The organism is Mycobacterium sp. 48b (genome assembly GCF_048282725.1).
Taxonomy (GTDB): domain Bacteria; phylum Actinomycetota; class Actinomycetes; order Mycobacteriales; family Mycobacteriaceae; genus Mycobacterium.
Genome location: NZ_JBLVUL010000001.1, coordinates 7,327,038 through 7,340,548, shown reverse-complemented (window position 1 = coordinate 7,340,548; position 13,511 = coordinate 7,327,038). Strand labels below are relative to the sequence as shown.

12 protein-coding genes and 3 pseudogenes are annotated in these 13,511 nt (G+C 61.9%); 8 read left to right on the top strand and 7 right to left on the bottom strand.

Annotated elements, in window-relative coordinates; translation table 11 throughout:
• Positions 1 to 87 precede the first annotated feature (87 nt).
• The 3 genes and pseudogenes from ACNQR1_RS35795 to ACNQR1_RS35785 form a co-directional block, all read right to left on the bottom strand.
• A pseudogene (locus tag ACNQR1_RS35795) lies at positions 88 to 594 on the bottom strand (IS1380 family transposase); the annotation flags it as partial.
• Positions 595 to 727: 133 nt separating this feature from the next.
• Positions 728 to 2,131, bottom strand: a complete 1,404-nt coding sequence (locus ACNQR1_RS35790; RefSeq protein ID WP_065204061.1) for an IS1380 family transposase — start codon at positions 2,129 to 2,131, stop codon at positions 728 to 730.
• 116 nt (positions 2,132 to 2,247) lie between these two features.
• A pseudogene (locus tag ACNQR1_RS35785) lies at positions 2,248 to 2,424 on the bottom strand (IS1380 family transposase); the annotation flags it as partial.
• A 126-nt stretch (positions 2,425 to 2,550) separates the two neighbouring features.
• Between ACNQR1_RS35785 and ACNQR1_RS35780 the strand changes: the two are divergent.
• Positions 2,551 to 2,781 (top strand): annotated as a pseudogene (locus ACNQR1_RS35780) (SDR family oxidoreductase); the annotation flags it as partial.
• 268 nt (positions 2,782 to 3,049) lie between these two features.
• Positions 3,050 to 3,946, top strand: coding sequence for an NAD(P)-dependent oxidoreductase (locus tag ACNQR1_RS35775; RefSeq protein ID WP_418050631.1), 897 nt, complete (start codon positions 3,050 to 3,052; stop codon positions 3,944 to 3,946).
• Here the strand turns inward: ACNQR1_RS35775 and ACNQR1_RS35770 are convergent.
• The gene (locus tag ACNQR1_RS35770; RefSeq protein ID WP_418050211.1) at positions 3,872 to 4,519 is read right to left on the bottom strand and encodes a hypothetical protein; all 648 of its coding nucleotides are present in this window, start codon (positions 4,517 to 4,519) and stop codon (positions 3,872 to 3,874) included. The two genes, ACNQR1_RS35775 and ACNQR1_RS35770, sit on opposite strands and share 75 nt — an antisense overlap.
• A 165-nt stretch (positions 4,520 to 4,684) precedes the next feature.
• On the opposite strand from ACNQR1_RS35770, the gene ACNQR1_RS35765 reads away from it, so the two are divergent.
• Genes ACNQR1_RS35765 through ACNQR1_RS35755 form a run of 3 tightly spaced genes read left to right on the top strand, consistent with a single transcriptional unit; the run spans position 4,685 to position 7,505 of the window.
• Entirely contained in the window at positions 4,685 to 5,959 is a 1,275-nt protein-coding gene (locus ACNQR1_RS35765; protein WP_418050210.1) for an aromatic ring-hydroxylating oxygenase subunit alpha, read from the top strand.
• Complete coding sequence (locus tag ACNQR1_RS35760) at positions 5,946 to 6,284, top strand: hypothetical protein (RefSeq protein ID WP_418050209.1); 339 nt, start codon at positions 5,946 to 5,948, stop codon at positions 6,282 to 6,284. Before ACNQR1_RS35765 ends, ACNQR1_RS35760 begins: the two co-directional genes overlap by 14 nt.
• Before the next feature lie 3 nt (positions 6,285 to 6,287).
• Positions 6,288 to 7,505, top strand: a complete 1,218-nt coding sequence (locus ACNQR1_RS35755) for an amidohydrolase family protein (protein ID WP_418050208.1) — start codon at positions 6,288 to 6,290, stop codon at positions 7,503 to 7,505.
• A 489-nt stretch (positions 7,506 to 7,994) separates the two neighbouring features.
• On the opposite strand, the gene ACNQR1_RS35750 is transcribed toward ACNQR1_RS35755, so the two are convergent.
• The gene (locus ACNQR1_RS35750; RefSeq protein ID WP_418050207.1) at positions 7,995 to 8,930 is read right to left on the bottom strand and encodes an SDR family NAD(P)-dependent oxidoreductase; all 936 of its coding nucleotides are present in this window, start codon (positions 8,928 to 8,930) and stop codon (positions 7,995 to 7,997) included.
• A gap of 166 nt (positions 8,931 to 9,096) precedes the next feature.
• Positions 9,097 to 9,801 (bottom strand): TetR/AcrR family transcriptional regulator, encoded by a 705-nt coding sequence (locus ACNQR1_RS35745; RefSeq protein ID WP_418050206.1) that lies wholly within the window; start codon positions 9,799 to 9,801, stop codon positions 9,097 to 9,099.
• 34 nt (positions 9,802 to 9,835) lie between these two features.
• Here ACNQR1_RS35745 and ACNQR1_RS35740 point away from each other — a divergent pair, with 34 nt between their 5' ends.
• From ACNQR1_RS35740 to ACNQR1_RS35730, 3 genes are all read left to right on the top strand, one after another.
• Entirely contained in the window at positions 9,836 to 11,176 is a 1,341-nt protein-coding gene (locus tag ACNQR1_RS35740; RefSeq protein ID WP_418050205.1) for a hypothetical protein, read from the top strand.
• The gene (locus ACNQR1_RS35735; RefSeq protein WP_418050204.1) at positions 11,173 to 12,609 is read left to right on the top strand and encodes an acyl-CoA reductase; all 1,437 of its coding nucleotides are present in this window, start codon (positions 11,173 to 11,175) and stop codon (positions 12,607 to 12,609) included. Before ACNQR1_RS35740 ends, ACNQR1_RS35735 begins: the two co-directional genes overlap by 4 nt.
• 105 nt (positions 12,610 to 12,714) lie before the next feature.
• Positions 12,715 to 13,116, top strand: coding sequence for a hypothetical protein (locus tag ACNQR1_RS35730; RefSeq protein ID WP_418050203.1), 402 nt, complete (start codon positions 12,715 to 12,717; stop codon positions 13,114 to 13,116).
• On the opposite strand, the gene ACNQR1_RS35725 is transcribed toward ACNQR1_RS35730, so the two are convergent.
• Complete coding sequence (locus ACNQR1_RS35725) at positions 13,113 to 13,511, bottom strand: DUF732 domain-containing protein (protein WP_418050202.1); 399 nt, start codon at positions 13,509 to 13,511, stop codon at positions 13,113 to 13,115. The genes ACNQR1_RS35730 and ACNQR1_RS35725 overlap by 4 nt on opposite strands.

Here is a 13,511-nt window from a genome sequence, read left to right as displayed (position 1 = left end):
CCCGGCCCGCAGCCCGAACCGAGAAATCACCGCCGACCAGGCGCTACGCGAACCTCGTTGTTTTTTGCGCCATTACTACCGGGACCCCACGCCGGCCGCACGCGCAGTCTGCAGGGCTTGGGCGAGCATGCGGGCGGCCCCTTTACCGGAGTTGGCCTTGCCCGCACGCAGTCGGATGCCGGTGATCACCGGTGCGGCGGTGTCGGTGCTCAAGGTGGTGACCAGCGGGGACAGCCCTTTGCGCAGAACCTGCTTGCCAGCGATCTTGGTGTGTCCGTAGGAGGCGCCCTGCTTGGCATGTCCGTGCACCGGGCGCAGCAGGGAGTCGATGTCGAGGTAGGCACGCACATCGGCTCCGGGCAGCAGGTCCACTCGCTCGCACAGACCGGCCAGATGCTCGGCCAGTACCGAGTCGAGTTGGCGGGCGTGACCGAAGGTGAACTCGCGCAACAGGGTTCCCACGGTGGAGGGGGCATACACCCGGTTGAAGAGGGTTTTCATGCCGCCGGCTCGGACCACGTCGACATCGTCGATGTAGTCCGCGCCGGCGCACATGCTCGCGATCAGAGTGGCCAGTTTCGGTGCTGGTTTAGCCTCGATCCACTGATGAATTGGGGTAGGTGTGCCTCGCTGGGCTGTTGAGGGCTGGTCCTGGTCGCGGGCAGGGGGTATCTGCTGGTCTGTCCAGCTGTTCCTGTGCGCTCCGGTCGGGCCTTTCGGCATATGGTCAGGTGGTGGCGATTTCTGGTGGGCTGTAGCCGATGGTGTTGCGCCACAACGTGAGCCAGTGCTCTGTCCAGGGCCAGTGCGCTGGTAGGTGCAGGATAGGTTGGCGTTGCGGACGGGCCAGGCGGGCCGGGATAGTGATTATCTTGCGGCGCAGTGTCGCCCCGCGGGCGACCGCGTGGGCACCTCCGGCCAGGACGCCGACGGCGCGCAGCAGGTTGTGGGCGATCGCGGCGCACAGGATCCAGGCCGAGTTCGCGCCGAACCGCCCCGAGGGCATGTGCGCCAAAGGTCCGTCGATGAGGTCGGCGAACACGGTTTCGATGATGGCGTGGCGGCGATGAGTGATGTCAGCGGCGTCGACGGGTTCGTCGGAATTGGTGAAGAACGGGTGGTACCGCCACACCGGAAACAGCGCATCGAGGAACCGCGCGTCTTTGACCCGGCGCACGACCAACCGGGCGGTCACCGGAGTCTTGGTGGAACCGAAGGCTGTGTAGGTGGTTTCGGCGACTTCGGCATCGGAGATCCAGGCGCCGGTGTCGGGGTCACGCACAGCACCGGGATAGTTCACCGGGGTCCACGCGGTCTCGGGAATTGCGTCAATGGCGGCGGCAACTGCTGCGGTCTTGGTCAGCACCAGCGAGAACCGGACACCTGCTCGGTGGCAGGCGGTGACCACGGTGCTATTGCCGTAGGCCGAATCGCCACGCACCAGGATCTGCCCGGTGACCCCGGCAGCACGGGCGGTAGCGGCCGCTTGAGCGATCATGCGGGCTGCGCCCTTGCCGGAGTTGGCCTTGCCCGCCCGCAACCTCGCCCCGGCGATCACCGGCGCACCGTGGTCGGTGCTGATCGTGGTGATCAACGGTGAGAGGCCTTTGCGCAGGATCTGCCTGCCGGCGATCTTGGTGTGTCCGTAGCTGGCGCCCTGCTTGGCGTGCCCGTAGACCGGGCGTAGTAGTGAGTCGATGTCGATGAACGCCCGTCCGTCGGCGCCGGGCAACAGATCGACACGCCCGCACAGCGCGGCCAGGTGTTCGCGCAGGACAGATTCGAGCTGGCGGGCATGCCCGAAGGTGAACTCCCGCAATAAGGTTCCGATCGTCGACGGGGCGTACACACCACCGAAGAGGGTCTTCATCCCACCCGAGCGCACAACGTCTAGGTCATCAATGCTGTCCGCGCCGGCGCACATCCCGGCGATCAGCGTGGTCAGCTTCGGTGACGGATGGGCCGCGGCCGAACGGATCCGCTCACAGGTGAACCGGATCTTGTCGGCCAATAGCTGCGACAGACCGGTCTGGTCGGCCAGGGTCATCACCGGCACCAGCCCGGCGCACGACACGAGATGTGCATCATCGAAGACCGCCGACGACACGGCGAACCTATGGGACACTTGCACCGGAAGCGCCTTTCTGAACGTGGGCTGATCGAAGTGTGGTAACTCCAATCATCCCAGCTCAAAGGGCACTTTCCTTACATCAACACCCTCCGAACAGGCGATTCATCGGTGGATCGAGGGTTAGCCGCCCCGGACTTGACCCGAGACGACCTGATGTGAATTGTGTTGTCCAACAACCGTGTCAGGCCAGCTTGCTCGGCCAGGGCCATCACCGGGACCAGCCCGGCGCACGACACGAGGTTGTCCTCGTCGAACACCGCGGAGTCGGGACCGAACGTGTGGGACACTCGCACTGGAAGTGCCTTTCTTGTGCTGGTCGGATTGTTGCGTAGAGAACACCAATCTTTCCAGCTCAGAGGGCACTTTCCTCATTCCGACACCCCAACAACCAGCCCATTCATCGGTGGATCAAGGCTAAAGGCATCACTGTCAACGCAATTCCACCTGGCTTCATCGACACTCCGATGACCCGGCGCAACGAAGCCAAAGGCCGTCTCGGTGGCAGCGTCGACGCCATAGCCGAACGCACCCCAGTCCGGCGGGCCGGTCGCCCCGAAGACATCGCCGCGGCGTGCGCCTTCCTTGTGTCCGACGAAGCCGGCTATGTCACCGGACAGAGCATCGGAGTCAACGGCGGTCGCAATACCTGAAGTGTGTCAACACTTGCAGCGGCGGCGCGATCACCTCTTCGGTGATGTTGATCCTCAACCAGCCCAATGAATTAGGCCCACACATCATCGGCCAGCCAGCCAAAAGAGGCATCCCGGAATGAGGCCATCGACACACTTCACCAAATGACCGTCTACGCGAGGGCGATGACAGAAATGAATTTTTTGAAGGCCGCCGGGTCGACCGTTGTCCAACTCGACGGGATTTCGAACCTGATGGCGGACCTCCCGCGTGAGCGAAAGGGAACGAGTGGATATCGGTTTCATAGGCTTGGGGCACATGGGCTTTCCGATGGCACGGCGTCTTATTGACGCCGGGCATCGGGTATTGGCTTTCGACCTTCGTCAAGAAGTCCTCGACGAGCTCGTCCAGGTCGGCGGTGTCGCTGTTGCCGGCCCTCGCCAGATGGCAGACGAGGTCGAGACGATCTTCGTCAGCCTACCTGTGCCGAAGGCGTGCCTTGAAGTCGCCACCGGCACGGATGGAGTCATCCATGGATCCCGCATCTGCCGGTTCGTCGATCTGTCGACAACGGGGAGCCAGATGGCTCAACGGATCCACTCGAAGTTGGCTCAGCGGGAGATCGCGATGCTCGACTGTCCGGTAAGCGGTGGAATGGGTGGTGCCGCCGAAGGAACTCTGGCCGTGATGGTTTCCGGCTCGATTGAGCATGCTCAGGCTGTGGCGCCACTATTGGATGTTCTGGGTCGGCCGTTCTATCTGGGTGAGGCAGCAGGTAGTGCGCAGACTATGAAGCTTGTGAACAACATGCTTTCAGCGACGGCGTTGGTCGCGACGGCGGAAGCGCTGGTGTTCGGGGTGAAAGCCGGTCTAGATCCAGCCATGATGATTGACGTTATCAACGCAGGCTCCGGTGCGAACAGCGCGAGCAAGGACAAGTTCCCAAGGGCGGTGCTGCCTCGCACCTTCGACTACGGTTTTGCGACGGGGTTGATGGTCAAGGACCTTCGGTTGTGCATCGACGAGGCTCGCGCGCTGGGACTCGCTCTCGATGTATCGGAAGCGGTAGAAGATCAGTGGGAGCTCACACTCACCAGGCAGGGCGCAGAATCAGATTTCACCTGCGTCATCAAACCCATCGAAGATGCCGCTGGTGTCAGAGTGGGCCGTGACGCTACGAATTGACCCGCTGCGACGAACGGGCACCGCCGTATCGGCGGTGTGGAACCTTTCCCGCCCGAGCATGCCGCTGGGCGAGATGCCCGACGCGGCTAGGGCATAGTGCTTGAAAACACCTGCAGCGTGGCTATATTCACGATGGCAGACGGTAAGGGTGGTCTTGAGGTGATCTGGGCATCGTGGGCCCCACAAGCTCACGGTCATCGACCGCCGCTGTAGCGCCTGGTCGACGCCCGAGCGCACCACGGGGTCCTGTTGATACATCGCTGCGGAGACCGCAAGGATCTGCGGCCACGCTCCTTGACTACGCTCGACCAGCGCCTCGTCCAGGCCAATGCCTCGGGCGCCGAGGATTTGCAGCGACGGGGCATTGGCAAGATCCCTGGCTACCACCAGTGCATCCCACCCTGCCATGGTCTGATCGAACAACCAGCCACCTGCCGCCGTCATGGCTTCGGCCACGCTCGTCGCCACCAGAACCAGGCGAGGGAGGAGGCGGTACGCCGGGTCTCGGCATTCATCGCGGACGATCGATACCGATACGACGGGATTACCTCCGTCCACGCCGCATTTGGCCATGAACTTCCTCCTTGGAGTTTGGGGTACTGAGTATTGACACAACTATACGATGGCGTGTATTTATATAACCATACAATACCGTCTAGTTGTTTCGATCTCCGAAACCTAGCTCGTGACTCTCTCAAGACAGATTTGGGCCGAAGCAAACACGAAAGGTTGAACCCGTTGACAACACATTTCGCCAAACCCGATCCTGGAACATGGACGCAGCACTGGCCGGAGCTGGGTACTGAGCCGGTCGATTACTCGGATTCGATCGATCCGGAGTTCTACAAGGACGAGCAGGAAGCCATCTTCAAGAAGATGTGGCTGAACCTCGGTCGGGTGGAGAAGGTTCCGAAGAAGGGCAGTTACTTCACCAAGGAGATCGCCGCGGCCGGCGAGGGCACGTCGGTGATCGTGGTCAACACTGGCGACGGCGTGATCAAGGCGTTCCACAACGTGTGTCGGCACCGTGGAAACAAGCTGATTTGGAACGATTACCCACGCGAGGAAGTCTCTGGCAGCTGCCGGCAGTTCACCTGCAAGTACCACGCCTGGCGCTACAGCCTCGACGGTGACCTCACGTTCATCCAGCAGGAGCACGAGTTCTTCGACGTCGACAAGAACCAGTACGGGCTCATGCCGGTTCGGTGCGAGCTGTGGCGGGGCTTCATCTTCATCAACTTCGACATGGACGCCGCACCGCTCGAGGAGTTCTTGGGCCGGCTCCCCAAGACGATCGAGGACTATCCGTTTGAGGAGATGACCGAGGTCTGGTCCTACCGCTCGGAGATCGGCGCGAACTGGAAGCTGTTCATCGACTCGTTTGCCGAGTTCTATCACGCACCGATCCTGCATGCGAAGCAGTCGGTGCAGGACGAGTCGGAGAAGCTGATCAAGTACGGATTCGAGGCGTTGCACTACGACATCGACACCCCTCATTCGCTGATCACGTCCTGGGGCGGCATGAGCCCGCCCAAGGATCCGATGATGGTCAAACCGATCGAGCGGATTCTGCGTGCCGGTCTGTTCGGTCCGTGGGACAAACCTGAGATCGAGGGCATCGATCCCCCGCCGGTCGGTGTCAACCCATCGCAGCACAAGCAGTGGGGCTGCTCGTCGTTCGAGTTCTTCCCGAACATGACGTTGCTGATATGGGAGCCGGGCTGGTACCTGACCTACCACTACTGGCCGACGGCAGTGGACAAGCATATCTTCGAATGCAACCTGTACCTGGTGCCGGCCAAGACCTGCTCAGAGCGCCTCCGCCACGAAATGACGGGGCTAGCATTCAAGGAATACGCATTGCAGGATGCAAACACCCTGGAGGCCACTCAGACGATGATCGGCACCAAGGTCGTGACCGATTTCCCGTTGTGTGATCAGGAAATTCTGCTCCGACACCTGCACAAGGCCGTCGGCGATATCGTCAAGGAGTACCGCAATGGCAACAAGTAAAGTCCTTCCCGACGAGTTCACGGACCTCGAACCGTTCGTCGCTGACTGGGATCTGGCCACAGAAGGGGAGCGCTACGCAAAACGCTTGGCCTCCGGGATGCCCGAATTGCAGGCGTTCTACGACGCTGCACTGCCGCGCCTCGCCGACGCGATGCTCTACTGCGATAACTACCCTCTCAACGATCTGCCCGAAGATGTCCGGTCATTGATGCACGTAATGCAGTCGCTGATCACCATCTCGTTCCCGGTGGAAGTCTGGAAGCAGGCACGCGTTCCCGACAGCGGTGCCTCCTATGTCGAGTGCATCCAGGAGCCGGTGGTCTGAGACGTGCTGACACTGAAGGCTGCCGGCCTGCTCGATGTCGACGCTGGGACGATAATTCGTCCAGGGTTCGTTTCGGTCGATGAAGACCGCATCGTCGGTATCGGCCAGGCCCAGCCCGAGCGGGGTGAGGTCATCGACCTCGGTGACCTCACCCTGATGCCCGGTCTGATGGACATGGAAGTCAACCTGTTGATGGGCGGCCGGGGCGACACCGGCGGTCTGTCCAGCGTCCAAGACGACCCGCCCACCCGATTGTTACGTGCGGTTGGCAACGCCAGGCGCACGCTGCGGGCTGGCTTTACGACGGTGCGCAACCTCGGTCTGTTCATCAAGACCGGTGGGTATCTGCTGGACGCGTCTCTGGGAAAAGCGATCGACGCGGGGTGGATCGACGGGCCTCGTATCGAGCCGGCTGGGCATGCCATCACCCCGACGGGTGGACATCTCGATCCCACCATGTTCGTCGGCTTGGCGCCCAACGTTCTACCGATGACGGTTGAAGAAGGTGTTGCTAACGGTGTGTCCGAGGTTCGCAAGGCCGTCCGCTATCAGATCAAACACGGGGCAAAACTCATAAAGGTCAGCGCATCCGGCGGCGTGATGTCCTTGTCTGGAGATCCAGGCGCACAACACTATTCCGACGAGGAGCTTCATGCGATCGTCGACGAGGCGCACCGGCGTGGCCTCCGAGTGGCTGCGCATTGCTTGGGCGCCGAGGCGGTGAAGCATGCCGTTGCTGCCGGCATCGACTGCATCGAACACGGTTTCCTCGCCGACGACGACGCCATTTCGCTCATGGCCGAACACGGAACGTTCCTGGTTACCACCCAAAACCTCGTCGACCGCATGGATGTATCCAGGGCCGCGCCTGAGTTGCAAGCCAAGGCCGCGGTGATCTTTCCTCAAGCGCGCACAGTCACGCGACGCATGTATGACGCGGGGGTGAAGATTGCGGTCGGCAGCGACGCACCCGCCATTCCCCACGGCAAGAACGCGAACGAACTAGTCACGCTGGTGGAACGGGGAATGTCTCCCGCAGATGTGCTGCGTTCGGCAACGGTGATCGCATCCGACCTGATCAACGCTGCCGACCGCGGTCGCCTCGCCGATGGCTACCTGGCTGACATCATCGGCGTTCCAGGCGATCCGCTGCAAGACATTACCGTCACCCAGCACGTCAAGTTCGTCATGAAAGGCGGGAAAGTCTTTCTCCGGCAATGACATAAATCCCGTCATTCTCTGTCTATTAGTCGACGGCATCTAGGGCGGTCCCGAGAACAGCGGTCTCACCGACGTTCGGTCATCCGCATCGAAGGGGTGATTGGTCGGGTGGTCGCTGCCCGTCCAGCCGATATCGATGTCATCAGCGCAATCGTCAGCCCGCCAAACAGTCGGTGGCGAATTGTGTAGGCCTGTGGCCTATCGCGATGCCCAGCGGCGTGGGTCTTTAGCGCTGAATCACGCAAACGACGCTCGCCCTGAAACGACCGGGTTGGGCATCGTAAGACTTGGCGTCCTCGCATCGGTCAGGTAGTCCGCGTCGGTATCCCCACAATGACGACAACTGCATGCGGTAAGCGCGCCGGAGGGTGGGGATCCATTGGGACCTCGCCGCCAACCCATACCCACAAGCGTCAACAGCTGCCCAGCCCCGAAACCGTTTTCATTGGAATGGGTTTCGGTGCAAGAACAACCAGCGACACCGCCCGATCAACCCCCGTGCACATCGGCGCACAATTTCGCCGAAAGCTCCCACAGCGCGCCTGCTCGGTCTGGATCCAGCGCATACTGCTCGGCGACGATGGCATCCGAGCAGTTGGTCAGATACACCTGTTCAGTATTACCCATGTCGCTGTGTGTCGCCGCCCAGACCTGGGTGGCGGCACCTTCGTCTGGGGTGAGGACGTCTGTGGGCGTCGTCATTTTCTGTTTGGCGCGGTCGGTCAGCACGGATACGGATTGAACATCGTCACGGGTCATGTGTCTGGCTAGCGCCGTCGCGACCATGCCCGGATTAACTGCGAAGGCCCGGATCCCGTCGGGCCCGTACCGGCGGTTCAGTTCGACAGCATGCAGGATGTTGGCGGTCTTCGCCGCGCCGTACGCAATGAACTTGTCGTAGCTGCGGCGGCGCCAGTTGAGATCCCCGAGATCGAGGTCGCCGAAACGGTGTGCCTCCGAGGATACGTTGACTATCCGTGCCCCAGTGCCGTTCTGAAGCCGGGGGAGTAGGAGTCGGGTGAGTTCGAAGTGGCCGAGGTGGTTCGTGCCGAGTTGGATCTCAAACTCATCTGACGTTCGTCCGAACGGGGTGAACATCACGCCAGCATTGTTGATTAGTGCGTCGATCTGGGTCGTGGTCTTAGCGATCGTCGATGCCGCCGCGCGCACGCTCGACAGTGACGCCAAGTCAAGTTCCACGGCGGTCAGGCGTGCATGGGCAACCTGAGCCTGGATTTCATCCTGCGCTTTGGCGAGCGCAGCTGGCCGACGTGCCGCCATCACCACGTGGGCGCCAGCTCCGGCCAAAGCTAGCGCTGATTGGCGACCGAGTCCGGACGAGGCGCCGGTGACGACGAACGTACGCCCGTTGAGATCGAGGCTGCGAGCGATGTCAGATGCGGTGGGCGTGGGGTCTGGTGTCATCGAAGGTCCCCGTTTCGGACGGTCGGCGAGCAGAGTGGCCGCCAAAGAAGTATACGATTCAGGATATTATAGGCGTGGCTGCGACGAGAAGGTGACGGACGGCCCGGGCTGAGGCGGTGCAACTCGCTCAGACGGGTTGTGCGCCAGAATTTCTGAAAATGCATCCCTAACGTGGTCGTACCCCGTCGAGGAACAGCCGTACGCATGCCCGGATTCGCGCATCTACGGCGGCGCGGTCCAGGCTGACCCCCCAAAGTGCCCCTTGCGCCGGCCCCCCGACGGCCAGGCTGAGGAAGGACGTACCCAGGAGTTCGGCATCGTCGATGTCGATCGCTCCGCTGACGGCATGGCGGGCCAGGAGATCGGAGATGAACTGCACGGCGGGCAGGGTGCCCTGCTCGTAGGCGAGTCGGGAAATGTCAGGGAATCGGTAGGCCTCGGCGTTGAGGATCCGCTGCAATCGCATACCGTCGGGGCTTGTCACGCTCTCCAGGCGCAGGCTCGCCACCGCGATCAGGGTTTCCTCCAAGTCGGGGGTTTCCGCGCTGCGCAACGCTTCTATCGGCACGCTCCAGCGGTCCACGGCGCGCTGTACGGCCGCCCGAAAAAGCGCCGGCTTATCCGGGTAGCGCGCATAGATCGTTCGTTTGGCCATGCCCGCGGACGCCGCGATGCCCTCAATGGTCGCCTGCTCAAACCCCACGTCCAAGAACATTTCTAATGCGCAGTCGAGGAGTTCTTCGCCGCGTTGCTGGGCCTGCTCACGCGTTGGCCGCCCGGCGCGAGGCCGTTCGGGAACCGAGCGGCGTGAGCGCGGCGCACTGGGTGAACTGGCATAGGGCACCCGACTATTATGGCTAATGAAACGCATCAGGTGCTATTATTGGTTTCCTCAAGGAGGAAACATGACATCGGCGCTCGATCAACTTTTGAACTTCCAGGCATCTTCGGACCGTTTCGAAACTGCACCCGCAGACCTGCTGCCCCTGCAGTTGGAGGCCGCCAATGAGCGGCTGCAATCTCGCATCGACCAGATCCCGCTGCTCAAGAACCGCGCGAGTACCGCGGAGATCACCAAAGTCACCCAGCGCGAAGACCTGGTCCCGCTGCTGTTCGCCCACAGCGCGTACAAGAGCTACGCCGAGAGCTGGCTGGTCGACGGGCGCTGGGACCGAATGGCCAAATGGGTCCGCACCGTATCGGCCTATCCGATCGATGGCCTGGATCTCGAAGGCGTACAGGGGCTCGACGACTTCGTTACCCGTTTGGAGAGCGTCGGGTATTACGTGACCTGTTCGAGCGGCACCACGGGCAAGCCTGCCATGATCGCCTGCTCGGAAGCGGATCTGACGTTCGCCTCGGAGGCCAACGTGCACGGCTTGTCCTGGGCCACCGGTATCGCACCCGAGGGTGACCGCAGAATCTTCGGCCTCGGACCGCGCACCAATGTTGAACGCAATGAACGTACCCGCCTGGCTCTGACCGATGCGTTCTCCAGTGCCGAGAAGGCATTTCAGCTCGATGTGCCCACTATCTCGGTGGGCTCCATCATGGGCATGATCGCCTTCCGGCGACGCATCGCCGATGGCACCGCCAGCCCATCGGAGGTCGCGGCCTTCGAACGGCTCAGTACCGAACGTCAGGCTTCGATGAGTGAGGCAGTCGCCGGCGCCGTCGACGCACTGATCGCCTGCGGCAAAGACAAACTACTGCTGAGCGGGATGTTCGCGTCTCTTTACGAGATCGCCGAAGGAGTGCGGGCAAAGGGCTTGTCCAGCAGTCACTTCCGCGATGACACGGCACTGTTCGTTGGTGGCGGTCTCAAAGGAGCGACGCTGCCCGACAATTATCGCGAATACATCCTCGACACGTTCAACATCGCGCAGGAGCGCGTCTACCACTTCTACACAATGCAGGAACTGAACACTCCGTTCCCGAAGTGCCACGCCGGGCGCTATCACGTCGCTCCCTGGGTCCTGGCGCTGCCGTTGGACGAGCCGGGGGAGAACCTGCTCGATATCAGTGCCGGTGAGATCCAGGGCCGGGCGGCCTTCGTCGACCTTTCCATCGACGGCCGGTGGGGTGGCGTCATCTCCGGCGACCAGGTCAACATCGATTTCAGTAAGTGTGCATGTGGCCATCAGGGACCCAGTATTGCCCAAGACATCACCCGGTACTCCGATCTCGGCGGCGACAAGATCAGTTGCGCCGGAACCATCGACGCCTACGTCAGGGGAGAGGCATGAGCACGACGAACGACATCATCACAGCCCCCTTCTTCATCCGCGGCGCCCTTGTCGAAGGCAGTGCGCAGACGCACAGATCACGCGATCTGGGCGCCGACTTCAATACTCCAGCAATCGATCTCGACGTGATTGTGACTCCACGCTCGCAGCTCCAACCTCTGCTGGACGTCAAGCTCGAAGAGATCATCGATTTCCTCGTGGAGACCGGCCAGCGACTGGAGCTGGAGAAGAACCCGCACATGCAGGCGTGCCTGGACCTGGTCGCCGCGACCAACCCCTTGCCGCGACGGGTGGTGGAGAACATGTACCGCAGCGCGCCCTTCCTGCTGTCCCGTGAGGGGTTATGGGCGCAGGTCGAATCCAATTTCGCCCATCCCCAGGTGCTCGACGGCTGGGTGAGCCGGACCGACGCCCACGGCAATGTCGGAGCCCTTCGCGCGTTCCCGCCCCGCATGGTGCATATGCTGGCCGGCAACGCCCCTGCCGGCTGCATCGCCTCGATCGCCCAGGGTGCCCTGGTCAAGGCCATCAGTTTGTTCAAGATGCCCTCCAGCGACCCCTTCACCACCGTCGCGGTACTTCGCACCATGGCCGAAATCGATCCGAAGCACCCCGTCGTGCAGTCGATGACGGCTGTCTACTGGCAAGGTGGCGACGAGACGGTGGAACGCACCCTGTATCGGCCCCAATTCTTCGACAAGATTGTCGCGTGGGGCGGCGGCCCGGCGATCAACAACGTCATCAAGTACCTCGGACCCGGGATCCAACTGGTGTCTTTTGACCCGAAGTCCTCGATCTCGATGATCGGCCGGGAAGCGTTCACCTCCGAACAGGTCTTGGCCGAGGTTGCTGAGCGCGTCGCCGAAGACACCATGGTTTTCAACCAAGAGGCCTGTCTAGCAAGCCGATTCGTATTCCTGGAAGCCGACCGTGAACAGGCGGAACGGTTCTGCACCGAATTGGTGGGACGGCTTGGGGTCGACCGGGACTTCGGGTCGGCGGTGGCTCCTCTGCCGGCAACCGAGATCCGGGACGAGATCGAGGCTATGCAGGCCATGGACGATGAGGTCAAAGTATTCGGCAGGTTCGATGGACGCGGTCTGGTGCTGCTGTCAGAGCAACCAGTGGACTTCCATCCAGCGAACAAGATCTCGAACGTCGTCCTGGTTTCATCACTTGACGACGCTGTGCGCTATGTCAACGTTGCCACTCAGACCATCGGTGTCTACCCCTTCGAACGCAAGACTGCGCTGCGCGACAAACTTGCCAGCGCAGGGGGGCAACGTGTCTGCCGAGTGGGCACCGCCAATCTGCATGTCGAAGGCGGCCCACACGACGCGATGTACCCGCTGGCGCGCTACGTCCATTGGATGGCAGAAGATGACATCTACACCCGCGCCGACAGTATCGACGGTTCGCGCGACGGTGACTAGCGCACGCGCACAGGGATTTCGGATATCAAGTAAGCGGAACAGCACCCGTGAATAAGTATCCGAATAGGTATACTTAGGTGTGCGTTTCGGGCTACGCTTGCCGTCATGCGCCAGAAGGTGATAGCGATGGTCGGTGCCGCCCTGACTGCGGCGGCGTGTTCCCCCGTTGCCCACGCCGACCCTCCGCAGTGTGACGATCCGAGCTGCGTCCCAGGTATCAATAGGGTCGTTGAGCTCGGGTCGTACTGCGACAACGTGATCTACAACGTCTTCGCTACGACGCCGTGGGGCCGGGTCGTCTTCTGCGACTCGGCCCGCGGCTACGGCCCGCGTTACTTCCGTGCGCTACCGGTGGTGGGGATTCGCGAATACAACACGTTGTGCGATCAGCCGTACAACCAGATGGCGCAAGCGCCTGATGGATTGTTCCTGATCTGTGGGATGTCGCTGCGGGACAGCGGTGAAGCAGACAGCAGGTGGATCCGCGGGGACAACTGGGACAACTAGTTCCAGCCGCGCGGGGCATCCTTGGGGCGTGCCTCGGCGGGGATCGCCGATTCGTAACGTTCAGGGCAGAACGCGCCGGTGGAAAGGGCTACGAAATAGCGGGTGTTGCGCTGCGTCCAGCCCTTCTCGGCTGATAAGGCCGCCACTTCGGCGGGGTAATCCATCCCCGCATTCCAGGCATCGCACACGCCCCGCCCGACAGTGATGATGTACTGCTCGCCGAACGGCCAATACCATTTCTGCCACGTCTTATAGAGTTCGTTGAGGAAGTAGTCCTCGCTGGGATCGGCATTCGCCACCGCGGGCTGCCACGCCCCGGCGATCGCCAGGACGGCAACGGCGGCGTGGCACATCAGTCGCCTGCGCATGGCGGGCATCCTCTCGTCGTCGGGCAC

Bases quoted from the DNA above. Each gene is read 5' to 3' on its own strand.
- ACNQR1_RS35770 (WP_418050211.1), bottom strand. From the start codon at position 4,519: ATGGCCAAATGCGGCGTGGACGGAGGTAATCCCGTCGTATCGGTATCG.
- ACNQR1_RS35760 (WP_418050209.1), top strand. From the start codon at position 5,946: ATGGCAACAAGTAAAGTCCTTCCCGACGAGTTCACGGACCTCGAACCG.
- ACNQR1_RS35750 (WP_418050207.1), bottom strand. From the start codon at position 8,930: ATGACACCAGACCCCACGCCCACCGCATCTGACATCGCTCGCAGCCTC.
- ACNQR1_RS35745 (WP_418050206.1), bottom strand. From the start codon at position 9,801: ATGCGTTTCATTAGCCATAATAGTCGGGTGCCCTATGCCAGTTCACCC.
- ACNQR1_RS35740 (WP_418050205.1), top strand. From the start codon at position 9,836: ATGACATCGGCGCTCGATCAACTTTTGAACTTCCAGGCATCTTCGGAC.
- ACNQR1_RS35735 (WP_418050204.1), top strand. From the start codon at position 11,173: ATGAGCACGACGAACGACATCATCACAGCCCCCTTCTTCATCCGCGGC.
- ACNQR1_RS35730 (WP_418050203.1), top strand. From the start codon at position 12,715: ATGCGCCAGAAGGTGATAGCGATGGTCGGTGCCGCCCTGACTGCGGCG.